General features: G+C 70.0%; 26 protein-coding genes. 12 read left to right on the plus strand and 14 right to left on the minus strand.

From position 1 onward, the window contains the following. Positions 1 to 250 precede the first annotated feature (250 nt). Genes WJM96_RS04760 through WJM96_RS04770 form a run of 3 tightly spaced genes read left to right on the plus strand, consistent with a single transcriptional unit; the run spans position 251 to position 3,486 of the window. Positions 251 to 1,423 (plus strand): acyl-CoA dehydrogenase family protein, encoded by a 1,173-nt coding sequence (locus WJM96_RS04760; protein ID WP_424811277.1) that lies wholly within the window; start codon positions 251 to 253, stop codon positions 1,421 to 1,423. Next, positions 1,420 to 2,373, plus strand: coding sequence for a Bug family tripartite tricarboxylate transporter substrate binding protein (locus WJM96_RS04765; protein WP_424811278.1), 954 nt, complete (start codon positions 1,420 to 1,422; stop codon positions 2,371 to 2,373). The genes WJM96_RS04760 and WJM96_RS04765 overlap by 4 nt, the downstream gene beginning before the upstream one ends. Positions 2,374 to 2,385: 12 nt before the next feature. Further along, positions 2,386 to 3,486, plus strand: coding sequence for an LLM class flavin-dependent oxidoreductase (locus WJM96_RS04770; RefSeq protein ID WP_424811279.1), 1,101 nt, complete (start codon positions 2,386 to 2,388; stop codon positions 3,484 to 3,486). On the opposite strand, the gene WJM96_RS04775 is transcribed toward WJM96_RS04770, so the two are convergent. Together WJM96_RS04775 and WJM96_RS04780 are read right to left on the minus strand one after the other, a co-directional pair. Further along, on the minus strand, positions 3,483 to 5,057 hold the full coding sequence (locus WJM96_RS04775) for an ABC transporter substrate-binding protein (protein ID WP_424811280.1): 1,575 nt from the start codon (positions 5,055 to 5,057) through the stop codon (positions 3,483 to 3,485). The genes WJM96_RS04770 and WJM96_RS04775 overlap by 4 nt on opposite strands. A 31-nt stretch (positions 5,058 to 5,088) precedes the next feature. Continuing rightward, a complete protein-coding gene (locus WJM96_RS04780; protein ID WP_424811281.1) occupies positions 5,089 to 6,507 on the minus strand; it encodes an amidase in 1,419 nt (472 codons plus the stop codon). Between the two features lie 152 nt (positions 6,508 to 6,659). Here WJM96_RS04780 and WJM96_RS04785 point away from each other — a divergent pair, with 152 nt between their 5' ends. Next, positions 6,660 to 7,286 carry a pyridoxamine 5'-phosphate oxidase family protein gene (locus tag WJM96_RS04785; protein ID WP_424811282.1) on the plus strand — a complete coding sequence of 209 codons (627 nt, stop codon included), beginning with the start codon at positions 6,660 to 6,662 and terminating at the stop codon, positions 7,284 to 7,286. On the opposite strand, the gene WJM96_RS04790 is transcribed toward WJM96_RS04785, so the two are convergent. From WJM96_RS04790 to WJM96_RS04800, 3 genes are all read right to left on the minus strand, one after another. After that, entirely contained in the window at positions 7,283 to 7,663 is a 381-nt protein-coding gene (locus WJM96_RS04790) for a rhodanese-like domain-containing protein (protein WP_424811283.1), read from the minus strand. The genes WJM96_RS04785 and WJM96_RS04790 overlap by 4 nt on opposite strands. Before the next feature lie 61 nt (positions 7,664 to 7,724). Next, positions 7,725 to 8,516 carry an enoyl-CoA hydratase/isomerase family protein gene (locus WJM96_RS04795; protein ID WP_424811284.1) on the minus strand — a complete coding sequence of 264 codons (792 nt, stop codon included), beginning with the start codon at positions 8,514 to 8,516 and terminating at the stop codon, positions 7,725 to 7,727. 12 nt (positions 8,517 to 8,528) lie between these two features. Beyond that, on the minus strand, positions 8,529 to 9,200 hold the full coding sequence (locus WJM96_RS04800; protein ID WP_424811285.1) for a GntR family transcriptional regulator: 672 nt from the start codon (positions 9,198 to 9,200) through the stop codon (positions 8,529 to 8,531). 136 nt (positions 9,201 to 9,336) lie between these two features. Here WJM96_RS04800 and WJM96_RS04805 point away from each other — a divergent pair, with 136 nt between their 5' ends. Together WJM96_RS04805 and WJM96_RS04810 are read left to right on the plus strand one after the other, a co-directional pair. After that, positions 9,337 to 10,521 (plus strand): CaiB/BaiF CoA transferase family protein, encoded by a 1,185-nt coding sequence (locus tag WJM96_RS04805; RefSeq protein ID WP_424811286.1) that lies wholly within the window; start codon positions 9,337 to 9,339, stop codon positions 10,519 to 10,521. A 44-nt stretch (positions 10,522 to 10,565) separates the two neighbouring features. Continuing rightward, on the plus strand, positions 10,566 to 11,378 hold the full coding sequence (locus WJM96_RS04810) for an alpha/beta fold hydrolase (protein ID WP_424811824.1): 813 nt from the start codon (positions 10,566 to 10,568) through the stop codon (positions 11,376 to 11,378). A 7-nt stretch (positions 11,379 to 11,385) separates the two neighbouring features. Here WJM96_RS04810 and WJM96_RS04815 read toward each other — a convergent pair whose 3' ends face one another. Genes WJM96_RS04815 through WJM96_RS04830 form a run of 4 tightly spaced genes read right to left on the minus strand, consistent with a single transcriptional unit; the run spans position 11,386 to position 15,295 of the window. Continuing rightward, entirely contained in the window at positions 11,386 to 12,360 is a 975-nt protein-coding gene (locus WJM96_RS04815) for a Bug family tripartite tricarboxylate transporter substrate binding protein (protein WP_424811287.1), read from the minus strand. A 12-nt stretch (positions 12,361 to 12,372) separates the two neighbouring features. Then, entirely contained in the window at positions 12,373 to 13,266 is an 894-nt protein-coding gene (locus WJM96_RS04820) for a dihydrodipicolinate synthase family protein (protein ID WP_424811288.1), read from the minus strand. Further along, positions 13,263 to 14,429: a sialidase family protein gene (locus tag WJM96_RS04825; RefSeq protein WP_424811289.1), complete on the minus strand. Its 1,167-nt coding sequence runs from the start codon at positions 14,427 to 14,429 to the stop codon at positions 13,263 to 13,265. The genes WJM96_RS04820 and WJM96_RS04825 overlap by 4 nt, the downstream gene beginning before the upstream one ends. Before the next feature lie 20 nt (positions 14,430 to 14,449). Beyond that, positions 14,450 to 15,295: an IclR family transcriptional regulator gene (locus WJM96_RS04830; RefSeq protein WP_424811290.1), complete on the minus strand. Its 846-nt coding sequence runs from the start codon at positions 15,293 to 15,295 to the stop codon at positions 14,450 to 14,452. A 98-nt stretch (positions 15,296 to 15,393) separates the two neighbouring features. On the opposite strand from WJM96_RS04830, the gene WJM96_RS04835 reads away from it, so the two are divergent. After that, the gene (locus WJM96_RS04835) at positions 15,394 to 16,074 is read left to right on the plus strand and encodes an SDR family NAD(P)-dependent oxidoreductase (RefSeq protein WP_424811291.1); all 681 of its coding nucleotides are present in this window, start codon (positions 15,394 to 15,396) and stop codon (positions 16,072 to 16,074) included. Positions 16,075 to 16,102: 28 nt separating this feature from the next. Here WJM96_RS04835 and WJM96_RS04840 read toward each other — a convergent pair whose 3' ends face one another. Together WJM96_RS04840 and WJM96_RS04845 are read right to left on the minus strand one after the other, a co-directional pair. Continuing rightward, positions 16,103 to 16,945 (minus strand): alpha/beta fold hydrolase, encoded by an 843-nt coding sequence (locus WJM96_RS04840; RefSeq protein WP_424811292.1) that lies wholly within the window; start codon positions 16,943 to 16,945, stop codon positions 16,103 to 16,105. 227 nt (positions 16,946 to 17,172) lie between these two features. Then, positions 17,173 to 17,601 (minus strand): VOC family protein, encoded by a 429-nt coding sequence (locus tag WJM96_RS04845; RefSeq protein ID WP_424811293.1) that lies wholly within the window; start codon positions 17,599 to 17,601, stop codon positions 17,173 to 17,175. Positions 17,602 to 17,709: 108 nt separating this feature from the next. On the opposite strand from WJM96_RS04845, the gene WJM96_RS04850 reads away from it, so the two are divergent. Further along, on the plus strand, positions 17,710 to 18,414 hold the full coding sequence (locus tag WJM96_RS04850; protein WP_424811294.1) for an SDR family oxidoreductase: 705 nt from the start codon (positions 17,710 to 17,712) through the stop codon (positions 18,412 to 18,414). A gap of 30 nt (positions 18,415 to 18,444) precedes the next feature. On the opposite strand, the gene WJM96_RS04855 is transcribed toward WJM96_RS04850, so the two are convergent. From WJM96_RS04855 to WJM96_RS04865, 3 genes are all read right to left on the minus strand, one after another. Then, a complete protein-coding gene (locus tag WJM96_RS04855; RefSeq protein WP_424811295.1) occupies positions 18,445 to 18,780 on the minus strand; it encodes a Lin0512 family protein in 336 nt (111 codons plus the stop codon). 16 nt (positions 18,781 to 18,796) lie between these two features. Next, positions 18,797 to 19,135 (minus strand): Lin0512 family protein, encoded by a 339-nt coding sequence (locus WJM96_RS04860; protein ID WP_424811296.1) that lies wholly within the window; start codon positions 19,133 to 19,135, stop codon positions 18,797 to 18,799. 90 nt (positions 19,136 to 19,225) lie between these two features. Beyond that, the gene (locus tag WJM96_RS04865) at positions 19,226 to 19,627 is read right to left on the minus strand and encodes a carboxymuconolactone decarboxylase family protein (protein ID WP_424811297.1); all 402 of its coding nucleotides are present in this window, start codon (positions 19,625 to 19,627) and stop codon (positions 19,226 to 19,228) included. 234 nt (positions 19,628 to 19,861) lie between these two features. On the opposite strand from WJM96_RS04865, the gene WJM96_RS04870 reads away from it, so the two are divergent. The 4 genes from WJM96_RS04870 to WJM96_RS04885 are packed head-to-tail and all read left to right on the plus strand — an operon-like array spanning position 19,862 to position 24,358. Next, the gene (locus WJM96_RS04870) at positions 19,862 to 21,595 is read left to right on the plus strand and encodes an acetolactate synthase catalytic subunit (protein WP_424811298.1); all 1,734 of its coding nucleotides are present in this window, start codon (positions 19,862 to 19,864) and stop codon (positions 21,593 to 21,595) included. A 37-nt stretch (positions 21,596 to 21,632) separates the two neighbouring features. After that, entirely contained in the window at positions 21,633 to 22,631 is a 999-nt protein-coding gene (locus WJM96_RS04875) for a zinc-dependent alcohol dehydrogenase (RefSeq protein ID WP_424811299.1), read from the plus strand. Beyond that, the gene (locus WJM96_RS04880) at positions 22,628 to 23,386 is read left to right on the plus strand and encodes an SDR family oxidoreductase (RefSeq protein ID WP_424811300.1); all 759 of its coding nucleotides are present in this window, start codon (positions 22,628 to 22,630) and stop codon (positions 23,384 to 23,386) included. The genes WJM96_RS04875 and WJM96_RS04880 overlap by 4 nt, the downstream gene beginning before the upstream one ends. A 27-nt stretch (positions 23,387 to 23,413) precedes the next feature. Continuing rightward, positions 23,414 to 24,358 (plus strand): Bug family tripartite tricarboxylate transporter substrate binding protein, encoded by a 945-nt coding sequence (locus WJM96_RS04885; protein ID WP_424811301.1) that lies wholly within the window; start codon positions 23,414 to 23,416, stop codon positions 24,356 to 24,358. Positions 24,359 to 24,360 lie beyond the last annotated feature (2 nt).

The following is a 24,360-nucleotide window of genomic DNA, read 5'->3' on the forward strand; positions in this document are numbered from 1 at the left end:
AAGGTCGTTGAATTCCTAATCCACACCATTTGCTGTTGATATCTCGGGATCGTGCCGTATAATACCGATATCCACTTAGAGGTATCGGTAAATATCGTGCCTCGACCGCCGCGCATGCGGCACATCGGCGAGGATTCCGCGATGGCTCAGAACACCCTTCCGCATGCCGGGTTCCGCACGCCGCGTTGTCGGCGCGCCTGAGCGCGCCCGCCCTCGACCGATCTCCCCCTTCCCGGAAGCAACACCCCGAATGTCCTCCACCGCCCTGGCCGTGCCGCGCGCCGCCGCGCCGCCCATCGACCCCGACACGATCCGCGCCATCGCGCTTCACGGCGCCCGCGACGACCGCGAGGCGAGCTTTCCGTTCGAGAGCCTCCAGCTCCTGCGCGAGGCCGGCGCACTCGCGCTCACCGTCCCCGTGGCGCTCGGCGGCGCGGGCGGCGGCATCCGCCTGGCCGTGGAAGCCGTGCGGCAGGTGGGCTCCGGCTGCCCGGCGACCGCGCTCATCCTGGCCATGCAGCTTGCCAAGCAGGCCGCCATCGCGCGCAGCCCGGCCTGGCCGGCGGTGCTGCGCGAGCGCCTCGGCCGCCTCGCCGTCACCGAAGGCGCGCTGATCAATGCCGCGCGCGTGGAGCCCGAGCTCGGCTCGCCCACGCGGGGCGGCCTGCCCGGAACCATCGCGCGCCGCACCGGCACCGGCTGGGCGTTGACGGGCCACAAGCGCTACGTCACGGGCCTGCCCGGCCTGCGCTTCATCGAGGTGCTGGCCCGCACCGACGAGGATGAGCCGCGCGTCGGCAATTTCCTCGTCACCGCCGGCACGCCGGGGCTGGAGGAGCGCGAGGCGTGGAACCACCTCGGCCTGCGCGCCTCCGGCAGCCACGACCTGATCCTGACGGATGTCGCGGTGCCCGAGAGCCATGCGATCGGCCTCGCGCCCGCCGCCGCCTGGGTGGGCAACGATCCGATCCAGTCCGCCTGGAACGCGCTGCTGGTGCCGGCCGTCTACACCGGCGTGGCGCTGGCCGCGCGCGAGTGGATCCTGGACTTCCTGCGCCACCGGAAGCCCTCCGGCCTCGCGCAGCCCTTAGCCGCGCTGCCGACCGTGCAGCAGGCCGTGGGTGCGCTGGAGGCGCAGCTCATCGCGAGCCGGCGGCTCTCGGCCTCGCTGGTCGCGGATATCGAGGCCGGTAACGTGCCGCCCGCCTCGGAGACGGGCGCGGTGAAGGCGCTGCTCTCCAACCACGCGATCCGCGCCGTCGAGATTGCCGTCTCGCTCGCGGGCAATCACGCGCTGGACCGTGCCAATCCGCTGGAGCGCCATTGGCGCGACGTGCAATGCGCCCGCGTCCACGTGCCGACGGAGGATGCCGCGCACCAGAATGCCGGCCGCGCCGCGCTGGCCGAGGGAGCGGCGGCATGATCGCGCGCCGCACGCTGCTCGCGGCCCTTCTCGCCGCGCCCGCCGTCGCGCGCGCCAGCGAGTTCGTCTTCACGCGGCCCATCCGATACATCTGCCCCTTCCCGCCGGGCGCCACCAACGACAACGTCTCCCGCGCCATGTCGCGCGCGCTGTCGCAGCGCCTCGGCGTGCCGGTGGTGGTGGAGAACCGGGCGGGCGCGGGCGGCGCCGTGGGCGCGCGCCTCGTCGCCGAGAGCCGGCCGGACGGGCTGACGCTGCTCAACGCCTCGGCCGGCAACCTCACCATCGCGCCGCATCTCGGGAATGTGGGCTACGACCCGCTGCGCGACTTCGCGCCCATCGCCATCGCGGGCGAGGCCTTCAGCATCATCGCAGTGAACCCGCGCCTGCCGGTGCGCACGCTGCCGGAGCTGATCGAATACGGCCGCCGCAACCCGGGCGTGCTCAACTACAGCTCGGCCGGCATCGGCTCGGCGGGGCATCTGCGCGGCGCGCTGCTGGCCGATGCGGGTGGCTTCGAGGCGGTGCACGTGCCCTATCCGGGCAGCGCGCCGGCCGCGAATGCCGTGGCCGCCGGCGACGCGCATTTCATGATCGACCCGATCATGGCGCCGCATGTGGAGGCTGAGCGCGCCCGCGCGCTCGCCACCCTCGGAAGCGGCCGCTGGCCCGCCTTCCAGGGCGTGCCGAACATCACGGAGCTCGGCATCGGCGCGAACTGGCCCTCCGGCGGCTGGTTCGGCCTCTTCGCCCCGGCGCGTACGCCCGCGGCCGCCGTCGCGCTGCTGAACCGCGAGTTCAACGCCAGCCTCGACGACCCGGAGGTCAACGCGGCGCTGCGCCGCTTCGGCCTGAGCCCGGAGAAGCTCACGCCCGAGGAACTCGGTACGCGCCTGGCCCGCGACCATGCCGCGACCGGCCAGGCGCTGCACCGCCTCCATATCGCCTGAAGGAGAAACGCCATGACGCACCCCCTGCAATTCATCGGGATGATCTCGCACCGGGCTTCCTCGGAGATCCATCCGCCCAGCGGCCCGATCCTGGATCCGGACTACGTCGTCCGTTTCGCCCGCGCGCATGAGGAGGCGGGCTTCGACCGCATCCTGGTCGCCTGGCATTCCACCAGCCCCGACGCGCTGCTGATCGCGAGCCATGCGGCCGCGCATACGAAGCGCATCGGCTTCATGGTCGCGCACCGGCCGGGCTTCATCGCGCCCACGCTGGCGGCGCGGCAGTTCGCGACCTTCGACCAGCTGAGCGGCGGCCGCGCGGCGATCCACATCATCACGGGCGGCAACCCGGCCGAGCAGAAGCAGGACGGCGACTTCCTCGACCACGCGCAGCGCTATGCGCGCAGCGACGAATACGTCGGCCTCCTGCGCCGCGTCTGGACCAGCGAGCAGCCCTTCGACCACGAGGGCACCTACTACAAGTTCGAGCGCGCCTTCTCCGAGATCAAGCCGGCGCAGAAGCCGCATATCCCGGTCTTCTTCGGCGGCTCCTCCGATGTCGCGATCGAGACGGCCGGACGCCACGCCGATGTCTACGCCTTCTGGGGCGAGACGCTGGACCAGGCGCGCGAGACCATCGCGCGTGTGCGCGCCAGCGCGGCCAAGGCGGGGCGCGACCCGGCCTCCATCCGCTTCAGCCTCTCGGTGCGTCCGGTCCTGGCCGGCACGGAGGAAGGCGCCTGGGCCCGTGCCCGCGCCATCCTGGACCGCATCCGCGAGCTGCGCGGCGAGAACTTCGGCAAGGGCAGCCCGAAGCCGGAGAGCATCGGGAGCAAGCGCCTGCTCGATGCGGCCGCCGGGGGCGCGGTGCGCGACAAGCGCCTCTGGACCGAGGTGGCGGCGGCGGTGGGCGCCGGCGCCAATACCACCGCGCTGGTCGGCACGCCGGAGCAGGTGGCGGAGTCGCTGGCGGAATACGCAGCGCTCGGCGTCTCCACCTTCCTCATCCGCGGCTTCGATCCGCTGGAGGATGCGGTGGAGTACGGCCGCTCGTTGCTGCCCGCGACGCGCGAGGCGGTGGCGGCGCTGGGGCGGTTGCGTCCTGCGGCCTAGCCCTTCCGGATGTTGTGGAACAGCGGGAAGCCGTTGAGCATGCCCGTGATGTTCCGCCGGAAGGCGAAGGGCTGCATCCAGGCGCCGGTGGGGATGTAGGGCACGTCTTCCCACGCCTGCATCTGGATGTCGCGGCAGATGCGCTGCTGCTCGGGCAGCGTCGCGGCATCCATGTACTCGTCGCGCAGCGCCTCGATGCGCGACGAGGTCGGCCAGCCGAAGGGCCCGTTGCGGCCGAGCCCGCGCACGTAGGATTGCGTGGCGGGCGAGGTCGCGATGATGCCGGGAATGTAGTTGCACCAGACGCTCCAGCCGCCGCGATCCAGCCCTTCGCGGTTGTTGAGGCGCGGCAGCACGGTGCCCCAGTCGGACGCCTGGTAGTCGAGGTTGATGCCCACCTTGCGGAACATCTCGGCGGCGATCTGGCTCATCGCGTTCAGCGAGGGCAGGTCCGTCGGCACGACGAAGACCACGCGCTCGCCCTTGTAGCCGGCCGCATCCAGGTCGCGCTTCACCTTCTCGAGGCTGCGCGGGCCGGTCATCACCTCGATCCCCGCATCGGTGGCGGAGGAGCTGCCGGGCAGGAAGAAGCCGCAGCGGTCGTTCCAGAGGTCGCGCTGGTCGCCCATCACGGCCTGCATGTTCTCGGTCTGGCTGACGCCCGCGAGGAAGGCGCGGCGGATCGCCGCATTGTCGAAGGGCGGCTGCAGGCAGTTGAAGCGGATCATGCCCATGAGTCCGCCGCGCTCCTTCGCCTCGACGCGGATCTCGCGGTGGCGGCGCAGCAGCGGCAGGAGGTCGGGCTGCGGCTGCTCCCACCAATCCACCTCGCCGGCCTGGAGAGCGGCGGCGGCGGTGGAGGCATCGGGCAGCGTGTGCCACTCCACGCGGTCGATGTGCGCGATCTTGGGCCCGGCCGCGAAGCTCGGCGTGCCGGAGGAGCGCGGGACGTAGCCCGCGAACTTCTCGTAGACGTTGCGCGAGCCCGCCACGCGCTCGCGCGGCAGGTAGCGGAAGGGCCCGCTGCCGACCATCTCCGTGACCTGCGTGCTGGCAGCGGTGGAGGCCAGCCGTTCCGGCATCACGGGGCAGAAGGCGGAGGGCTTGGCCAGCGCCGCGGGCAGCAGCGGGAAGGGCTTCTTGAGGCGGAACTGGATGATCTTGTCGGACGGCGCGCTCAGCTCCTCCGTCGCGGCGCGGAGGGTCTGGCCGAAGGCATCGACCTGCATCCAGCGGTTGATGCTGGCCACCGCGTCGCGCGCCAGCACGGGCGTGCCGTCATGGAAGCGCAGCCCCTCGCGCAGCGTGAGCTTCCAGGTCCTGCCGTCATTCTCGATGACATGCCCCTCTACCATCTGCGGCTGCGGCATGAAGTCGTCGTCGAGGCCGTAGAGCTGGTCGAAGACGAGGAAGCCATGGTTGCGCGTGACGAGGCCGGTGGTGAAGACCGGATCCAGCAGGGCGAGATCCGACTGCGGGACGAACTTCACCACGCTGCGCGGCTGCGCGGCCGCCGGCGCGGCGAGAGAGGCGGCGGCCCCGGTGGTGACAAGGAAGTCTCTTCGCTTCATGGCACTCTCTCTCCGCTGTCGGGCGATGGGGTTATTGGGCGAGGGGCGGCCTCTTCTGCGCCCAGGGGCGGGCTTCCTCGAAGGCAGCGCTGGCCTGCAGCACGCCGAGATCGTCGAAGCGCCGGCCCACGATCTGCAGGCCGACCGGCAGGCCCTTCGGCGTGAAGCCGCAGGGGATGCTGGCGGCGGGGCTGCCGGACCAGTTGAAGGGGTAGGAGAATTCCGCCCACATCAGCCAATCCCAGGCGTGCTGCGGCCAGTGCTCGGGCTGCAGGCGATCCGCCGGGAAGGCCGCCACGCTCACGGCGGGCGTGAGCAGGAAGTCGTAGCCCTCCATGAACTCATGGATCTGCTGCACATAGTCGAAGCGGCGCAGGCGCATCTGCATGAATTGCGGCGTGGTGAAGGTCGAGGCGAACTTGATCATCGCCACGAAGCCGGGGTCCATCCGGTCCTCGTATTCGGGCAGGCTGGAGATGCGGCCGCTGAAGGTGGCGGGCCAGAAGAAGCGCGCGAGCTCGGGGCCGAGCTTGCCCCAGGCAGGCGTCACCTCTTCGACCAGCGCGCCCATCGCTTCGAATTCCTTGACCGCCTTCTCGACGAGCTCGGCGACCTCGGGGTCCACGCGGGCATGGCCCAGGTCACGCGAATAGGCGATGCGCCGGCCCTTCATGCTGGTGGCCTTGAGCTGGCCCGCATAGTCCTGCGGCGGCGCTTCCAGCGAGGTGTAGTCCCAAGGATGGGGGCCGGCCATCGCCTGCGTCATCAGCGCAGCGTCCTCGACCGTGCGCGTCAGCGGACCGATATGGGTGGCGAGGTCGTTGTTCGACATGGGCCAGTTGGGCACGCGGCCATGCGTCGGCTTGAAGCCGTAGACGCCCGAGAAGTGCGCGGGCATGCGGATGGAGCCCGCGCCGTCCCCGCCCTGGTGCAGCGGCCCATAGCCGCAGGCGGCGGCCACGCCCGCACCGGACGAGGAGGCGCCGGCGTTCAGCCCCTTGCCCCAGGGATTGTGCGTGATGCCGGAGATCACGGCATGGCTCACGCCCTTCCAGCCCCATTCGGAGGCGGAGGTCGTCTTGCCCATCATCATCCCGCCCGCCGACAGCAGGCGGCTGACGCAAGGCGCGTCCACATCCGGCACGTGGCCCTGGAAGATCGCGGTGGCGAAATCCGTCTGCACGCCCTTGGTGTGCTGCAGGTCCTTGATGGTGACGGGGATGCCTTCCAGGAGGCGCGGCGTGTCGCGCTGAGAGAAGACCTTCTCGGAGGCGCGCGCGGCCTCCAGAGCATGCTCGGGCGTGACGCGCATCATCGCGTTGACTTCAGGATCGACCTGCTCGATCCGGGCGAGCACCGCTTCGGCGACCTCCACCGGTGAGAGCTTGCGCGCCCGGTAGAGCGCGTGGAGGTCGCGAACCCCCAGATAGCCGATCTCGGTGGAGTTCATTCAGGAGTCCCCGGTTGCCGGGGATATAGTCAGACCGATATCGCCGATCCTGCAAACCCCGGATCCGGAATCTTTCGCGGCGGCGGCCGGGGCTGGACACGCCTGGCGCCGCGCGTGGAGAGTTGGCCCGCCATCCTGGTGGAGTGACGGCCATGAACAGCATGTTCCACGACGGCATGCGGGAGCTGCAGGACGATTTCGACGGCCGCGGCGTGGCCGATGCCCTGGAAGCGAAGCGCAAGCACCGCGAATTCTGGCCTGAGGAGATCGAGCTCTTCACCACGGTGCCCTTCTTCTTCATCGCGACCACCTATGGCGAGGCGGTGGATTGCAGCTTTCGGGGCGGCGCGCCGGGATTCGTGAAGGTGGTGGCGCCGTCGGTGCTGGAATGGCCGGAATACGACGGCAACTCGATGTACCGCACGCTCGGCAACATCATCCGCAACCCGCGCGTGGGCCTGCTCTTCATCCGCTTCGACGCGACGGCGAACCGCACCCGGCTGACCGGCAACGCCGCGCTGCTGCGCGATGCCGGGGCGATCGCGCGGCATCCCGGTGCCAAGGCGGTCGTGCGGTTCGAGGCGGACTACGTCTATCCCAACTGCCCGCGCTACATCCCCGAGATGCGGCTGGTCACGCCGAGCCCGCATCCACCCGCGCCCGGCCACGCGCCGCCGCCGCCGGCCTGGAAGGCACGCGACTACATCCGCGACGTGCTGCCCGCCGACGATGTCCATCGCGACATCGTCGGCAGCGCGGAGCCGTCGCGAAAGCTCTAGACCTCTTCGGTCTCGCCGCCGGCGGCCAGCCAGTCCTTGAAGCCGCCGAGGTTGCGCACGTCGGTGTAGCCCATGTCCTTCAGCGTCTTGCCGGCGAGCGCCGCGCGGCCGCCGGAGGCGCAATGGATGATGATGGTCTTGGACGGATCGAGCGCCGGGTCATGCGTCGGCGCCTCGGGATCCGCCTTGAACTCGATGAGCCCGCGCGAGACGGCGACCGCGCCCTTCGCCTTGCCCGAGGCCTTCACCTCGGCGGCGTCGCGGACATCGACGATGACGACGTTGGGCTGCTTGGCGAGCGCTACCGCCTCCGCGCCGCTGATGCGGGGCACGGCGGCGTTGGCGGCCTCGAGCAGGTCCTTCACGTGGATGGGCATCGGCATTCCTCCAGGATTGTGGAGGGGAGTTGAGAGGCAAAAGCGCGCCGCGTGAAGGGGGTTACTCCAGATCGGGCAGGCGGTAGCGGTCCTGCGGGTCGTTCCAGCCCTTGAAGTTCGGGGCGCGCTTCTCGGCGAAGGCGGCGCGGCTCTCGATGAGGTCGCTCTTCGCGCCATGCTCATGCAGGGCGGCGGCGAGCTTCTGCTGCGCGGCGCTCGGCATGGGACGCATGCGGCGCATCATGTGCACCGTGTTCACCCGCGCGGCGGGCGGCAGGGTCAGCAGGTGGCGGGCCATGCCCATCGCCTCCTCCATCACCTTCTCGGGCTCCACGACGCGGTTGATGAAGCCGATCTGGTGGAAGCGCTCGGCGGTGAAGCGGAAGCCGAGCGCCATCTCCATGGCGACGGGAAAGGCCAGGTTCGCCATGTGCCCGTGATTGTAGCCGCCCAGCAGCCAGCGCTTGGCCTCCGAGACCTCGAAGATCGCGGTGCTGGCGGCGACGCGCAGATCCGTGCGCTCCACCATCATGAAGCCGCCGCCCATGGCGAAGCCGTTCACCGCGGCGATGATGGGCTTTTCCAGCGTGCCCTCGTTGAAGGGATCGGCCTGTTCGGCGCGGCGGCCGCCGGGATTCTTTTCGGCGAGCGATTCCTTCATGTCCTCGCCCGCGCAGAAGCCGCGGCCGGTACCGGTGAGGATGGCCACCTCCAGCTCCGGATCGTGGCGGAACTCCGTCCAGATGCGCGCGAGCTCCACGCGCATTTCGTGGTTGAGCGCATTCAGGCGCTCGGGACGGTTCATGCGGACGACCAGGATCTGGCCGTGGCGTTCGGTTTCGACGACGGACATGAAGCGTTTCCTTCAGGTTTCTCGATAGGCGATGGCGCGCAGGAAGCGCGCGCGGCCGGAGCGGCCGTGTTGTTCGGCGAGCTGGCGCGCCTGCTCGGCGTCGCCGGCGAGGATCGCGTCCAGCATGCCGCGATGCTCCGCATTGGCCTGGAGCATGTGCGGCGATTCGTCGAAGGATCGGCGGCGCAGCAGCAGCAGCTTGCGCGTGTGCGCGAGGTAGACGGCCTCGATCGGCGCATTGCCCGCGAAGGCGAACTGGCGCTTGTGGAAGCGCACGTTGAGATCGAAGAACGCGTCGTGCCGGCCCTCGCGCGCCGCCTCGTCCATCTCCGTCACGAAGGTCTGCAGCTCCTGCGCCTGGGCAGCGGTGATCGCGGCGGCGAGGCGCGCGGCGGCGAAGCCGTTCAAGAGCGAGGTGAGCTCGTAGATCGCCAGCGCCTCGTCGATCGGCAGCTCGCGCACGAAGGCGCCGCGGTTGAGGATGACGGTGACGAGGCCCATGCGCTCCAGCGCGCGCGCGGCCTCGCGCACGGGGCCGCGGCTGACGCCGAGGCGGCGGGCCAGCGCCAGCTCGTTGATGTGCTGGCCGGGGCCGAGCTCGCCACGGGCAATCATCTCCTCCAGCGCGTCCTCGACCGAACGGGAGAGCGCCTGTCCATCGGACTCCGCCTTCTTTGCCGACAATTCCAGTTGGGCTTCCTCCGCAATTTCTCGACTAAAATCCGTATATCCCGGGCGATTGCATCGGCGCCAGAATAAAATTGTTGGCAATCTGGCGGGCCGCTGCCACTCTCATCGAAAGGTCCTGGAGGAATACGTCATGAGCAACGGCCCGTTGTCCCGGTTCAAGGTGATCGATCTCACCCGCGTGCGTTCCGGCCCCACCTGCGTGCGCCAGCTCGCCGACTGGGGCGCCGATGTCATCCAGATCGAGGCGCCGGAGGGAATGGAGGGCTCCGATGGCGGCTTCGGCGGCGCGCGGCATGGGCCGGACTTCCAGAACCTGCACCGCAACAAGCGCAGCCTGACGCTCGACCTCAAGTCGGCCGAGGGGATCGAGATCCTGAAGAAGCTCGTGGCCGACGCGGATGTGGTGGTGGAGAACTTCCGCCCCGACGTGAAGAAGCGCCTGGGCATCGACTACGAGGCGCTGAGCGCCATCAATCCGCGCCTGGTCTACGGCTCCATCTCCGGCTTCGGGCAGGATGGCCCCTATGCGCGGCGGCCGGGCTTCGACCAGATCGCGCAGGGCATGGGCGGGCTCATGTCCATCACCGGCCTTCCGGGCCAGGGGCCGGTGCGCGTCGGCATTCCGGTGGCGGACCTCACGGCCGGCATCTTCTGCGCCATGGGCATCCTGATCGCGCTGCTGGAGCGCGAGGAGAGCGGCAAGGGGCAATGGGTACAGTCCTCGCTGCTGGAGGCGCAGATCTCCATGCTCGACTTCCAGGCCGCGCGCTGGCTCGTCTCGCAGGAGGTCCCGAAGCAGGCGGGCAACGACCATCCCACGGGCATTCCGACCGGCGTCTTCAAGACCAAGGACGGGTTGATGAACCTCGCCGCCACGGGCAAGGCCATCTTCACCCGTTTCTGCGAGGCGACGGGCGCGCAGCATATCCTCGACAATCCCGATTATGCGACGGGGCCACTTCGCTCGGCCAACCGCGTGGCGCTCAACCGCGAGATCGGCGAGGTGCTGGCGACCAAGACGACGGCGGAATGGATCAAGCTGCTGAACGCGGCCGGCGTCCCCTCCGGCCCGATCAACAATATCGAGGAGGTCTTCGCGGACGAGCAGGTGCAGCACCTCGGCATCGCCAAGCCCGTGAAGCACCCGGTCGTGGGCGATATCCGCATCGTGGGCCAGCCCGTCACTCTCTCCCGTACGCCAAGCCAGATCCGCACCGCTGCGCGCGACAAGGGCGAGGATAGCGGGGCGATCCTGAAGGAGCTCGGCTACGATGAGGCGCGCATCGCCTCGCTGCGCGAGCGCCACGTGATCTGACGGGAGGAAGCGCCATACCCTACGCCCAGGCCGAAGGTGCCCGCCTGCACTATGAGGAGACGGGGAAGGGCTACCCCATCGTCTTCGTGCACGAATACGGCGCCGACCACCGCGAGTGGGAGCAGCAGGTGCGCTTCTTCTCCCGCGAATATCGCTGCATCACCTTCGATGCGCGCGGCTACACCCCCTCCGACGTGCCGGAGGATCCGAGGCTCTACGGCCAGGATTTCGCGGCGGCCGATATCGCGGCGGTGATGCGGCATCTGGGAATCCCGAAGGCGCATATCGTCGGGCTCTCGATGGGGGCCTTCGCGACCCTGCTCTTCGGCATCCGCTATCCGCAGATGGCCTCGGCGCTGGTGGTGGCGGGGGTGGGTTCGGGCTCCAACCTCGCGGAGCTCGACGCCTGGCGCGCCGCCTCGGCCGAGCGCGCGGAGCAGATCATGAAGCAGGGCTGGCAGGATCTCGCGCTGGAAGCCGGGCTCAGCCCCACGCGGATCCAGCTCCAGAAGAAGGATCCGCGCGGCTGGAACGACTTCGTGGCGCATCTGCGCGAGCATTCGCCCCTCGGCTCCGCGCTCACGCAGCGCTGGTACCAGGGCGCGCGCGACCCGGTCTATGCCTGGGAGGTCGAGCTGAAGACGATGATGGTGCCGACGCTGCTCGCCCTCGGCGACGAGGACGGGCCCTGTATCGAGCCCAACATCTTCCTCAAGCGCACCTTACCGAATTGCGGGCTTTGGATGCAGCCGCGCACCGGCCACGCCATCAACCTGGAGGAACCGGCCGCCTTCAACCGCGAGGTGCAGAGCTTCTTCTCGACCGTCGAGCGCGGCCGCTGGAGCCTGGACGCCTAACGGCACGTTACTCGGGCTGGTAGTTCACGCTGCGGAGCAACTCCGACGCCCGCGTGATCTCGGCCGCGATGAAGCGGCGCGTCTCTGCGATGCTCTCGGTCACCGGCTCCAGCACCTGGGAGGTGAGGCGCTGGACGATGGCCGGGTCGCGCATCGTCTCCTGCATCAGCGCATTCACACGCTCGCAGATCGCGGCCGGCGTGCCCTTGGGCGCCCAGACGCCATACCAGGACTGGAACTCGAAGCCGGGCAGCCCGGCCTCGGCCATGGTCGGCACCTGGGGCGCAAGCGCCGAGCGCTCGCGGGTCGCGATGCCGAGGACGCGGACGCGCCCGTCGGCGGCCGCGGGCAGCAGGGCGAAGCTGTTGTCGATCAGCAGCGGCACGTTGCCGCCCATCAGGTCCGTCAGCGCGGGCTGCGTGCCGCGATAGGTCACCATGTCGAAGTTCACGCCGGTGCGCCGGTTGAACTCGATCGTGGCCAGGTGGCTCGCCGCGCCCAGCGACGACACCGCGATGCTCCACTCGCGCGGCCTGGCGCGCGCGGAGGCGATCACCTCCTGCAGCGTGCGCTCCGGCCGGTTGCCCGCGATGACCATGACGAGCGGCGCCTGGGCCGTGCGGGCCATGACTTCCAGGTCGCGCTGCGGGTCGAAATTGGCGTTGCGCAGCACCAGCGGCATGACGGCGGTGTTGAAGGCTGAGGCGAGCAGCGTGTAGCCGTCCGCCGGCGCCTGCAGCACGGCATTCGTGCCGATCAGCCCCGCGCCACCCGTGCGGTTCTCCACCACCGCCTGCGCGCCCAGCTTCTCGCTGAGCCTCTGCGCCGTGAGCCGGGCGAGCGCGTCATTCGCCGCGCCCGGCGGCCAGGGGCAGATGACGCGGAGCGTGCGGCCGGGTGCCGGCCAGGCCTCCTGCGCATGCAGCAGGGCGGGCGACGCGAGCAGCCCCAGCCCAGCGGCGATCACATGGCGTCGGTTCATGTCACGTCTCCCTCACCCGTTCAGCAGCGCGGCGGTTTCCTCCGCCGTCAATGGAACCAGGGGCGGGCGCATGCGGCGCCAGCCCTCATCGCCGGTTTTGGCGCCGAGCATGACCTTCAGCGAGGCCATCTGCGCGAAGCGGGATGCCCTGTTGCGCGCGGCCACGACGCGGGCCTGCGCGGCCTCCACCTCGGCGGCGCGCGCGGCGTCGGCGTGATGGCGGAAGATGAAGGCGAGATCGGCCGCGACGAGGTTGGAGGTCGCGGTGATGCAGCCCGCGCCGCCCTCGCGCAGCAGGGGCAGCATCAGCGGGTCGGCGCCCGCCAGCACCGAGAGGCCGGGGAACTCCTTCACCAGCGCCTGCATATGCGCGAAGTCGCCCGCGGAATCCTTGATGCCGGTGAAGACGCCCGGGAAGGTCTCGCGCAGCCGCGCGATCACGGGGAAGGGCAGGGGCACCGCCGACATCTGCGGGATGTGGTAGAGCACCACGCGCAGGCGTGCATCGCCCACGCGCTCCACGATGCGGGCATAGCTTGCGAAGAGCCCCTCGTCGGTCACGCCCTTGTAGTAGGAGGGCGGCAGCATCACGACCGTGGTCACGCCGCAGGAGAGAGCGTGCCTCGTCAGCGCCACGGTCTCCGTAAGCGCGTTCACGCCGGTGCCGGGCAGCAGGCGATGCGCCGCGATGCCGCCCGCGATCGCGGCTTCCAGCAGCGCCTTCCGCTCATCGGAGGAGAAGCTGTTCGCCTCGCCCGTGGTGCCGAGCATGGCGATGCCGTCGCAGCCTTCGGCGAGCAGCCTCTGGCCATGCGCGACGAAGCGCGCGTGGTCGGGCATCAGGTCGGCATCGACGGGCGTGAGCGCCGCGCAGAAGACGCCTCGCGGATGGAGGGGCGCGCTCATGCCCGGATCCACGCCTCGTCCACGCGCACGTATTTGATGGCCTGCCGCCAGTAGGTGTAGGCGAGATGGATCGCGCCGTCCGGGGTCTGGCACAGCGAGGGGTAGGAGAACTCGCGGTTCAGCCTGTCCTTCGAGTTGTTCGTCATGCAGTAGCCGTCGCCGGTCTCGAGGTTGCGGCGATGGGGCCAGGTCAGCCCGCCATCCTCCGAGATCGCGAGGGTCAGCGGCGCGCGGGGCGCGCCCCAGAAGGCCGCGCGGCCGGTGGCGGGCGCTTCCGCCGGTTCCTCCTCGCCGCCGATATCGTCGTAGAGCGAGGCGCGGCGCCCGGTCGCATCCGCCGCGCTGCTCTCGTTGTAGCAGAGCGCGACGGCGCCGCTGTCGAGCGTCAGCGCCATGACGGAGCTGTTGTTGTTGGGCAGCACCGTGGGCTGCGGCGCGCTCCAGTGGCGGCCGCCATCGGTCGAGACGCTGCGATAGACATGGTCCGCCCAGCGGCTGCGGTAGAAGGCGAGCATGGTGCCGTCGCGCTGCGGCACGATGGACATGTGGCAGCAGCCCGTGCTCTCCGGCACGGGGCTCTCCTCCCAGCTCGCGCCCTGGTCGCGCGAGATCAGGACGGAGGAGGTATCGAGGTCGCCCGTCCAGGCGCCGGCAGGCGGCTTGGCGCATCGCCAGATGGGCAGCAGCCACTCGCCCTCGGCGTTCACGACGATGCGGCTGCGGATGAAGGTTCCGAAGCCGGGCTTCTCGTCGATCAGCGTCTCGATCGGGCCCCAGCTCCGGCCGCCATCGCGCGAGACCCGCCGCCGCACCAGCGCCGTGTCCTGGTTGCCCCCGCGCTGCGCCGTCCAGAGCACCCAGAGCGCGCCGTCGGGCGCGGGGAAGAGCAGCGGGTTCTGCTCGGAGCGCGTGGGGTCGTCGGAAAGCTTCTCCGCCTCCGTCCAGCGCGTGGCGCCGGAGGCAAGGCGCGAGAAGTAGATGGAGATGTCGGGGATGCCTTCCTGCGTTCCGCCGAACCAGACGCAGCCGAGATCGCCCCCGGGCAGGGGGGCGATGAAGCCCGCATGGTTCTGCACGCAGGGCGTGGGGATGAAGCACTCCATCCGCGCGGAATCCCCGGGCGCGGGTGCGAGCCCGGCCGGCTTCTCGATGATGCCATCCATGGTGGCGTTTCCTTCCCTGATCATCTGGGCGCGGCACCCAGCCCGATGGCGCCGCGCGAGAGCCGGACCGCCCGCGAGAGCTCGGCGGCGAGGGCCTGCGCCTGCGGTCCGGCCACGGCCGCGAATTCCGCGGCGGGCAGGCGGTTGCCGCCGATGGTCAGGCTGACGCCGGCCAGCGGCAGCCCGTCCACCCCCAATACCGGCGCGGCGACGGTGCAGAGCCCATAGGCGTTCTCCCCATCCGAAAGCGCGAAGCCACGGGCGCGGACCACCGCGAGCCGCGCGAGCAGCTCGTCGAGCCCGGTCAGGGTCCGCTCGGAGAGCTTCACGCGCGGGATACGCTCCAGCTCCTCCACCTGCCGCTCCCGAGGCAGCCAGGCGAGGATGGATTGGCCGAGGGCGGTGGCATAGGCGCCGATGCGCGTGCCGGGGCGGCGGACGACGCCGTGGCGGTCCAGCCCCGTATCGACGCGCGCGAGGTAGATGACCTCGCCGCCCTCCAGCATGCCGAGCGAGCCCGCATCGGCGCATTCGGGCACCAGATCGCGCAGCAGCGGCGCGGCGTGGTCGGCGAGGTTGTGAGCCGAAAGGGCGGCATGGCCCAGCTCCAGGCATTTGAGCGCCAGGCCGAAGCGGCGCCCATCCGCGGACGGGCGCAGATAGCCGAGGCCGAGCAGCGTATGGATCAGGCGGAAGGCGGTGCCGCGGTCGAGCCCGGCGAGCCGCGCGACCTCGGCGACCGTCAGCTCGCTGCCGCCGCTGCCGAAGGCGTGCAGCACCGCGAAGGCCTTGGCCACCGACTGCACCTGGTTCTTCGGATTCTCCGCCGCGCGGTCGCCCCGCCCCGTTGCTGCTTCCCCGTCCACCCTTCTGCCTCTTGTTCGGAATGCGAACACTTGTCCGCCTGGTGATGCTTTGGTAGTCGGTGGAGATGCCGCCTGTCAAATGCGGCGGAGGAGACGTCATGACCGAACAGCTTCACGCCGTGGTGACCGGGGCGACCTCCGGCATCGGTGCCGCCATCGCGGCGCATCTGCTCGGGCAGGGGTGGCGCGTGACCGGCCTGGGCCGGACCACCCCGGCGGCCGTGCCCGAAGGCTACGAACACCGCGCGGTGGATTTGTTGGACGGCGCGGCCACGGAGGCGGCGTTGGAAGGCCTCGCGCCTTTTGCGCTGGTGCATGCGGCGGGGCTGATGCGCGCGGCACCGCTGGGCACATTGCAGCCGGAGGTGACGGAGACGCTTTGGCGCCTGCATGTGGATGCCGCCTTCCGCCTGGCCGATCGTCTCGCGCCCCGCATGCCGCAGGGCGGGCGGATCGTGCTGCTGGGCAGCCGGGCGGCCGGGGGCGCGGCGGGGCGCAGCCAATATGCGGCGGGAAAGGCGGCCTTGGTGGGGATGGCGCGCTCCTGGGCGGCGGAGCTCACCTCGCGGCAGATCACGGTGAACGTGGTCGCGCCGGCCGCCACCGACACGCCGATGCTGCGCGACCCGGCCCGCGCCGGGAACCGGCCCAAGCTGCCCCCCATCGGCCGCCTGATCGATCCGGCCGAGGTCGCCGGTCTCGTCGCCTTTCTGCTGGGCCCGCACGGCGGCGCCATCACGGGCCAGCAGATCGTGATCTGCGGCGGCGCCTCGCTCTGAAGCCGAGGCGGCCGCCGCGACCGGGACGTCAGCCCTTGACGAAGGCCAGAAGGTCGGGGTTCAGCACATCGGGATTGAGCGTCAGCATCCCGTGCGAGTAGCCGGGATAGACCTTCAGCGTGCCGTTCTTCAGCAGCTTGATCGAGAGGCGAGCGGCGGCGTCGATCGGCACGATCTGATCGTCATCGCCATGCAGCACCAGCGTCGGCACGGTGATGGCCTTCAGGTCCTCGGTCTGGTCGGTTTCCGAGAAGGCCTTGATGCCGTCGTAATGGGCATTGGTGCCGCCCATCATGCCCTGGCGCCACCAGTTCTCGATCACGCCCTGCGAGGGCGTGGCGCCCGGGCGGTTGAAGCCATAGAACGGGCCCGACGGCACATCGAGGAAGAACTGCGCGCGGTTGGCCGCCAGCGCCGCGCGGAAGCCGTCGAACACCTCGATGGGCAGGCCGCCCGGATTGCTCTGGGTCTTAACCATCAGCGGCGGCACGGCGCTGACGAGCACGGCCTTCGCCACGCGCCCGTTCGGCTGCCCATGTTTCGCGACATAGCGCGCCACCTCGCCGCCGCCGGTGGAATGGCCGATATGAACGGCGTTCCGCAGGTCGAGCTTCTCCGCGACCGCCGAGGCATCCGCCGCGTAGTGGTCCATATCGTGGCCCGAACCCACCTGGGACGAGCGCCCATGGCCACGGCGGTCATGCGCGATCACGCGATAGCCCTGCTGCAGGAAGAACAGCATCTGGCCGTCCCAGTCGTCGGACGAGAGCGGCCAGCCGTGATGGAACATGATCGGCTGGGCGTCCTTCGGGCCCCAATCCTTGTAGAAGATCGAAACCCCATCGGTGGTCGTGACGAAACTGCCTTGCATAAGAGGCCTCCTGAAGGAGCCGCGATCCGCGGCGGGGAAAGTTTGCCGTCGTGCCTCGATCCCCACGCGCGCGCTGGATCACGCCCAAGTCCATGGGCGCCGCGTCTGGATCCAGGACGTGCCGGAAGGGCACCGGGGCCGATCCGGCGGCGCATCGTCCCGATGGCCTCATGAAACTTCAAGAGATTTCTGCGTGATACTCCGGCGTTCCCGACCCTCTGCCGAAGCTAGAAATCGATCACCACGCTCGGTGCCGAGCGCTTGGCCGGACCGTGGAAAACCGCCTCGATATTGTTGCCCTGCGGGTCGAGCACGAAGGCCGCGAAGTAGCCGGGGTGATAGGGACGTTCGCCCGGCGCGCCGTTGTCTGTCCCGCCATTTTCCAGGGCTGCCTTGTAGAAGGCCTCGACCATGGCGCGGTCCTGAGCCTGGAAGGCCAGGTGATGGCGGCCGGTCGGCCGTCCCAGCGCTGCCGCGCTGTCGACCGAGGAGATGAAGATCTCGTCGGCCCAGAAATAGTCCGGACCGCTCCCGCCGACGGGAATGCCCAGCACTTTCCAGATCGCTTCGTAGAAGCGACGGTTGGCCGGCAGATCCTCGACCACGAGCTGAATGTGGTCGATCAGGCGCCCGCGATGGAGCTGCTGTGTTTCCATGGTGTCCTCTCTCAGTTCATCGCCGATAACACATCTTCTCGACCCATGTTGGCGCGTGGGGCGATACTTCGAGTCCTCGGGAAACGGCCCCGGCCGGTCAGGAGCGATATGCCGGAACAACGCGTGGTGCTGATCACGGGCGCGGCCCATGGCATCGGCCTCGCCGCCGCGGAGCGTCTGCTGCGCGACGGCTGTCATGTCGTCATCGCGGACCGGGCCGCCGAAGCGCCGCCCCTCGCCGCGCGCTACGTGCGGGCGGATGTCTCCGACGAGGCCGCCGTCGCGTCCCTGGTCGCGGGAATTCGCGAGACGGAGGGCCGGCTCGACGGATTGGTTTGCAACGCGGGCTTCATGATCCGCAAGCCGATCGGCGAACTGAGCCTCGCCGAATGGTCATCGGTTCTGGCGACCAATCTCACGAGCACTTTCCTGCTGGTGAGGGCGGCCGAGGAGCTGTTGCGAAAGGCAGGGGGCAGCGTGGTGACGGTGGCCTCCACGCGTGCCCACCAGTCTGAGCCGGATACGGAGAGCTATGCGGCGAGCAAGGGCGGGCTGGTGGCGCTGACCCATGCGCTGGCCATCAGCCTCGGCCCCGCGATCCGCGTGAATGCCGTCAGCCCCGGCTGGATCGACACCCATGCCGAGAAGCTGCGGCCCGAGGATCATGCCCAGCATCCGGCGGGGCGCGTGGGCAGGCCCGAAGACACCGCCGCCCTCATCGCCTGGCTGCTCGGCCCCGAAAGCGGCTTCGTCACGGGCGCCGAGTTCGTCATCGACGGCGGCATGACGCGGAAGATGATCTACGAGGATTGAGCCGCCCGGAGATCGGGCGCGAGGTGCCGGTCAGGGCAGGTCGAAGCGCACCGCGATCGCGGCGGAGGCGATGACCGCCATGTCGTGCTTGCCTTCGGCCGGCACGTCGAGGCCGCCCTTCACGGCCCTGGCCGTGACGACGCCGTACGGCAGGGATTTCCGCACCGCCTCGATATCGACCTGATCGGGACGCTGCACCCCGATCGTGACCTCGACCTGCATGGTCCTGATGTCGAGGCCCAGCGTCCGGACGAAGGAGAGCGACGAATGGTGCAGGGCATCCTGCACCGCGCGCAGGGCCGCCTTGGTGTAGTCGCCACCGTGCAGGTCGTTGCCGGTACCCATCTCCAGGATGATGCGCTTCAATGCCATGTCCCGGACCTCAGATATCGAGCCGCACGATGGCGCAGCAATTGGCCATGACCGTGGTCGCCGTGCCCTCGTCGTTGGGGATTTCCAGCCCGCCCTCGACGAGGGTCACCGTGCCCGTCCCGTGCGGCAGGATGGCGAGGACCTGGTCCTTGTCGACCTGCTCCGGCTTCGGGACGCCGATCATCACCTCGACCTGCATGGCGTCCACGGGCTGGCCGACGGCCGCGCCGATGGTGAGGGAGTTGTGCCAGAGCGCGTCGCGCAGCGCGCGAACGGCGGCCTTGGTGTAGTCCGTGCCGCGGATATCGGTGCCCATGCCGATTTCGAGCACCATGCGTTCAAGCGCCATCTTCGCTTCCCCGGATCCCTTCGGCTGCCGCCGTGAGGGGCGAGACTAGTCGCGCCCGGCGCGCCGGCGGAAGGGGGGGGTGCCGCGCGCCTAGGCCTGATCCGCCTTCGAGATCTCGGCGCAGTGGCGCATCACCTCCGCGCCCGTCAGGTTCCAGGTCGTGATGCCGCCCACCATCATCACTTGCGCGAGGCCCTCCGCCAGTTCCGGCAGCGTCAGGCCGAGCCGCATCGCCGCCGCCGCATGGTTCTTGGCACCCGTCGTCTGCCCCACGAGCGCATCCAGCAGCGCGAAGATCAGTTCCTTTGTCTTGAGATCGAGCGCGCCGCCTTCCGCCTGGTCCCGCATGACGAAGGACCGCATCAGCCCGTAGCCCGCGAAGAGGCCGGGGGCATGCTCCGCCATCAGGGCGAAGTTCGGCGGCAGGCGGCCGAAGGTCGCCATGAAGCTGTCGACGCCCTGCTGGATCGCGTCTTGCGTGATGTCAGCCAAGTGCCAGTTCCTTGTGTCGGCCGGGCACGGATCCCGGCAGCGGATGAACGCGCCGCGTTGGCGTCCTTCGAGGATTACCTCCGTTTCGGATGGCGGGAAATCTGGGGCGGGCCCGCCGCGTTGCCACGCTTCGCCGAATGATCCGCCGGCGTGGGTTGACACCGGCCCGCGAGCACCGCTGATATATCACACATAAAATAAGCCCTGCGCGACGGGGCGATGGAGGAAGTCCGGATGCCCGATGCATCGACGCCGCAGGCTGTCGTCCGCAACGCCACGGTCGCCATGCGGCTGGCCGAGGCCTTCGCCCGGCATGGCGTCACCGTGGCCTTCGGCCAGAGCCTCCCCTCCGCCTTTCATCTCGCGGCACCCGCCGCCGGCATCCGGCAGGCGATGTACCGGACCGAGAACATGGGCGGCATCATGGCCGACGGGTATGCGCGCATCAGCGGCCGCGTCGGCGTCGTGACCGCGCAGAACGGGCCCGCTGCCGCGCTCCTCGTCGCGCCGCTGGCCGAGGCCTACAAGGCGTCGATCCCCGTCGTGGCCCTGGTGCAGGAGGTGAACCGCGATCAAGTCGACCGCAATGCCTTCCAGGAGCTCGACCACATCCGCATGTTCGATGCGGTGGCGAAGTGGGTGCGGCGCATCGACCGGGCGGATCGCCTCGAGGACTACGTCGACATGGCCTTCGTCGCCGCCGCGTCAGGCCGCCCGGGCCCGGCCGTGCTTCTCCTCCCGGCCGATCTGCTGACCGAGAGCGCGGCGAAGCCGAGCCCGCGCGCCGCTTCCCTCGGCACCTATCCGCTGGACCGGCCCGTGCCGGGCCTGGACCTCATCGAGAAGGCGGCCGATCTCCTGGCGCGGGCCGAGCGGCCGCTCATCGTGGCGGGCGGCGGCATCCACTCCTCGGATGCCAGCGCGGCATTGGCGGCGCTGCAGGAGGGCGCGCATCTGCCCGTGGGCACCACCGTCATGGGCAAGGGCGCCGTCGATGAGCAGCACCCGCTCACCCTCGGCATCGTGGGCTATGTCATGGCGCCGGGTGCGCGGACGCACCGCATGCGCGACATGGTGGAGGGGGCTGACGTCGTCCTGCTGGTGGGCGCGCGAACCAATGCAAACGGCACCGACAATTGGTCGATGTTCAAGCCCGGCACGCGCTTCATCCATATCGACCCCGATCCGCTGGAAATCGGCCGCAACTACGAGGCGCTTCGCCTGCTGGGCGATGCGAGGCTCACGCTCGAAGCGCTTGGCGCGGCGATGGCGAGGCGGGATCTCGGCAAGCGGCAGGCCGCGCGCGCCGGGATCGAGGCGCGGATCGCCGAGGGCGTCGCGGACTGGAAGCGGCGCCTGGGCGACGTCCTGTCCCGCGAGGGCCGCCTAGTCCGCCCCGAGCGGATCATGGCCGAGCTCGATCGGCGCATCGACGGCGACGCCATCGTGGTGGGCGACGCCAGCTATTCCTCCATGTGGGTGGGCCAGTATCTGACGGCGCGCCGCGCGGGCCAGCGCTTCCTGACGCCGCGGGGCATCGCGGGGCTGGGGTGGGGTCTGCCGCTGGCCATCGGCGCGCAGGTGGCGGCGCCGGACCGGCGCGTGGTCTGCCTGGTCGGCGACGGCGGCTTCGGCCATTCCTGGTCGGAGCTCGAGATGCTCCGCCGGATGAATCTGCCGGTAACGGTGATCGTCCTGAACAACAGCATCCTCGGCTATCAGAAGCACGCCGAGCTGGTGAAGTTCGGCGAGCACACGAATGGCGTGGATTTCGCCGATGTGGACCACACCCTGGTCGCGCAGGCCTGCCGCGTGGCGAGCCGGAGCGTGAGCGAAGCGGCCGAGGTCGGGCCCGCGCTGGACGCGGCCTTCGCCGAGAAGCGGCCCATGCTGATCGACGTGCTCTCCGACCCGGAAGCGCGGCCTCCGATCAACTACTACGCCGGCCATTTCGACGAGCCCTACTAGCATGCAGGCGCTCCGGAAGACCGCGCCAAGTCCTGGGTTGCAGCTGGATGACGGCCCCGCGCCCTCGCTCGATCCGGCCCCCGGCGAGGTGGTGATGCGCGTCGAGAACGCCGGGATCTGCGGCAGCGACGTCCACGCCTATGAGTGGACCGATGGCTACGACTTCATGGCCCGCCGGCTGCCGGTGACCATGGGGCATGAATTCGCCGGGCGCATCGCCGCGGCCGGGCCCGGCACGCCGTGGAAGCCGGGCGAGCGAGTGGCCGCCATGCCCGGCATCGCCTGTGGCGCCTGCCCGAGCTGCCGACGCGGCGATGCGCGCAACTGCACCCGGCGCGACACCATCGGCCTCACGGTCGATGGCGGCTTCGCGAGCCATGTCCGCTTGCCCGCCGCCAACTGCGTCGCGCTGCCCGATGGCGTGGACACCGAGGTCGGCGCTCTCGCCGAGCCGCTGGTGGTCGCCTGCGAGGCCGTGATCACCGGCGGCGTCGGGCTCGGCGACGTCGTGCTGGTGCTGGGGCCGGGCACCATCGGCCAGGGGATCGCGCTTATGGCGCGTGCGGCGGGTGCGGCGCGCGTCCTGGTTGCGGGCCGTGGCGACGAGCCACGCTTCGAGGTGCTGCGCGCGCTCGGCTTCAGCGACCTCATCGATGTGGCCGAGGCGCCGCTGGCGGAACAAGTGATGCGCCTGACGGGCGGTTCGCCCATCGACGTCGTGCTGGAGGCGACGGGGTTCCCGTCCTCGATCAACGATGGCCTCTCCGTCCTGCGCAAGGGCGGCGTTATCGTGGCCGCCGGCATCCATGCGGAACCGCTGAGCATTCCGATCACGGATTTCGTGCGGATGCGGCACCAGCTTCGTGCATCGCATGGCGGCTCGCGTTCCACCTGGGATCGCGTACTGCGTCTGCTCGCTCGCGATCCGGAGGGCTTCCGGCCCATGATCACGCACCGCCTGCCGCTGGAGCGTGGGATCGAGGGATTCGAGCTCGCGCGGCAGCGCGCGGCCAGCAAGGTGATGCTGCGGCCATGAGCAACCGGGATCGCATCGCGCTGGTCACTGGGGCCGCCCGCGGCATCGGAGAGGGCATCGCCCGCCGCCTCGCCGAGGCGGGACATCCCGTGCTTCTGACGGATGTGCTGCCGGAGGTGGAGGCGACCGCGGCTGCTCTGCGCGCGGCTGGTCATGACGCACGCGGCCTGCATCTCGATGTGTCGGACGAGACCGAAGTCGCGCGGCTGCCCGAGATGGTGGGCGCGGACTGGGCGCGCCTCGGCGTCGTCGTCAACAATGCGGGAATCTCGCCCAAGCACGAGGGGCGGCGCCGGCCCGTCGCGGAGATGCCGATTGCGGAATGGCGGCGCGTGCTGGAGGTGAACCTGACGGGCGCCTTCCTGGTGAGCCAGGCCTGCATCGTTCCGCTGCGCGCCCGCGGCTGGGGGCGCATCGTGATGATCACGAGCCAGGCCGCGCGGACCAAGAGCATGATCGCGGGCGCGCATTACGCGGCGTCCAAGACGGGGCTGATGGGCTTCGCCCGCAGCCTGGCGGGCGAGCTCGGCCCCTACGGCATCACCGTGAACAGCATCGCGCCGGGCCGCATCGAGACCCCCATGGCGATGGGCGCCGCGTCGGGCGCCAACGAGGCCTTCCTGGCCAACGTGCCGGTCGGGCGCGTGGGCACGCCGCTCGATGTCGGGGAGGTCGCCGCATTCCTGGCTTCCGACGCCGCCAGCTATCTCAACGGGACCACCATCGATGTCGGGGGCGGCAGCTTCATGCCCTGACTCCCAATAGAAATCGCGGAGGAAACAATGAACAGAAGGCACCTGATCATGGCCGGCGGAGGCGTGCTGATGGCGCCTTCCCTCGCGCGCGCCGCATGGCCGGACCGTGAGATCACCATCCTCGTCGCCTACGGGGCCGGCGGCTCGACCGATGTCTGCACACGTGCCGTCGCGGCGGAGGCCGAGAAGATCCTCAACGTCCCGATCCAGATCGTGAACCGCACGGGCGGGCAGGGCACGAGCGCGCCCGCGCAGGCCGCGACCTCGCGTGCCGATGGGCACACGCTCGCCACGGCGGGCATGGCGGCGCTCGCCATCATGCCCCACGTGCTGGAGGTGCCCTACACGCTGGACAGCTTCAGCTATCTGACCGGCTATGCCCGCTACCTCTACGGAATCGCCGTGCCGGCGGACAGCCCTTTCCAGGATGCCCGGCAGCTGATCGAGGCCGGGAAGCAGCGGCGGCTGACCTTCGCTGCCGCGGGAGCGCCGCAGAACATCGGCATGTTCGAGCTGAATGCGAAGCTCCGCACCCGGTTCGGCTTCGTGCCCTTCCCGGGCGGCGCGGAAGCTGTCACGGCGGCCCTCGGCAAGCATGTGGACTTCGTCGTGCAGAACCCGCCGGAGATGCTCCCGGCGCTGCAATCCGGCCGGCTGCGCCTCCTCGCGTCGGCCAGCGATGTGCGCTGGAAGGAATTCCCCGACGTCCCGACCCTGCGCGAGCAGGGCATCGACCTCGCGGTCGACAGCGTGCTGGGCCTGGTCGGCCCGAAGGACATTCCGGGGGACCGGCTCGAGGTGCTGTCCGGCGCTTTCCTGCGCGCCGCGCAGGTGCGGGCGGTGGCGGATACGCTGAGCCGCTTCGGCATGATCCCCGCGCCGGTTCCTTCCGCCGATTTCGAGCGCATGCAGCGCGCGGCCTTCGCGGAGTTCGGACCGCATCTGCGCGCCGCCGGACTGGCGCGGCGCTGACA

The organism is Roseococcus sp. YIM B11640, from assembly GCF_049727625.1.
Classification (GTDB): domain Bacteria; phylum Pseudomonadota; class Alphaproteobacteria; order Acetobacterales; family Acetobacteraceae; genus Roseococcus.

Excerpts from the sequence above, each read along its gene's own strand:
- WJM96_RS04760 (WP_424811277.1), top strand. The coding sequence starts at position 251 with ATGTCCTCCACCGCCCTGGCCGTGCCGCGCGCCGCCGCGCCGCCCATC.
- WJM96_RS04765 (WP_424811278.1), top strand. The coding sequence starts at position 1,420 with ATGATCGCGCGCCGCACGCTGCTCGCGGCCCTTCTCGCCGCGCCCGCC.
- WJM96_RS04770 (WP_424811279.1), top strand. The coding sequence starts at position 2,386 with ATGACGCACCCCCTGCAATTCATCGGGATGATCTCGCACCGGGCTTCC.
- WJM96_RS04775 (WP_424811280.1), bottom strand. The coding sequence starts at position 5,057 with ATGAAGCGAAGAGACTTCCTTGTCACCACCGGGGCCGCCGCCTCTCTC.
- WJM96_RS04780 (WP_424811281.1), bottom strand. The coding sequence starts at position 6,507 with ATGAACTCCACCGAGATCGGCTATCTGGGGGTTCGCGACCTCCACGCG.
- WJM96_RS04785 (WP_424811282.1), top strand. The coding sequence starts at position 6,660 with ATGAACAGCATGTTCCACGACGGCATGCGGGAGCTGCAGGACGATTTC.
- WJM96_RS04790 (WP_424811283.1), bottom strand. The coding sequence starts at position 7,663 with ATGCCCATCCACGTGAAGGACCTGCTCGAGGCCGCCAACGCCGCCGTG.
- WJM96_RS04795 (WP_424811284.1), bottom strand. The coding sequence starts at position 8,516 with ATGTCCGTCGTCGAAACCGAACGCCACGGCCAGATCCTGGTCGTCCGC.
- WJM96_RS04805 (WP_424811286.1), top strand. The coding sequence starts at position 9,337 with ATGAGCAACGGCCCGTTGTCCCGGTTCAAGGTGATCGATCTCACCCGC.
- WJM96_RS04815 (WP_424811287.1), bottom strand. The coding sequence starts at position 12,360 with ATGAACCGACGCCATGTGATCGCCGCTGGGCTGGGGCTGCTCGCGTCG.
- WJM96_RS04820 (WP_424811288.1), bottom strand. The coding sequence starts at position 13,266 with ATGAGCGCGCCCCTCCATCCGCGAGGCGTCTTCTGCGCGGCGCTCACG.
- WJM96_RS04825 (WP_424811289.1), bottom strand. The coding sequence starts at position 14,429 with ATGGATGGCATCATCGAGAAGCCGGCCGGGCTCGCACCCGCGCCCGGG.
- WJM96_RS04835 (WP_424811291.1), top strand. The coding sequence starts at position 15,394 with ATGACCGAACAGCTTCACGCCGTGGTGACCGGGGCGACCTCCGGCATC.
- WJM96_RS04840 (WP_424811292.1), bottom strand. The coding sequence starts at position 16,945 with ATGCAAGGCAGTTTCGTCACGACCACCGATGGGGTTTCGATCTTCTAC.
- WJM96_RS04845 (WP_424811293.1), bottom strand. The coding sequence starts at position 17,601 with ATGGAAACACAGCAGCTCCATCGCGGGCGCCTGATCGACCACATTCAG.
- WJM96_RS04850 (WP_424811294.1), top strand. The coding sequence starts at position 17,710 with ATGCCGGAACAACGCGTGGTGCTGATCACGGGCGCGGCCCATGGCATC.
- WJM96_RS04860 (WP_424811296.1), bottom strand. The coding sequence starts at position 19,135 with ATGGCGCTTGAACGCATGGTGCTCGAAATCGGCATGGGCACCGATATC.
- WJM96_RS04870 (WP_424811298.1), top strand. The coding sequence starts at position 19,862 with ATGCCCGATGCATCGACGCCGCAGGCTGTCGTCCGCAACGCCACGGTC.
- WJM96_RS04880 (WP_424811300.1), top strand. The coding sequence starts at position 22,628 with ATGAGCAACCGGGATCGCATCGCGCTGGTCACTGGGGCCGCCCGCGGC.
- WJM96_RS04885 (WP_424811301.1), top strand. The coding sequence starts at position 23,414 with ATGAACAGAAGGCACCTGATCATGGCCGGCGGAGGCGTGCTGATGGCG.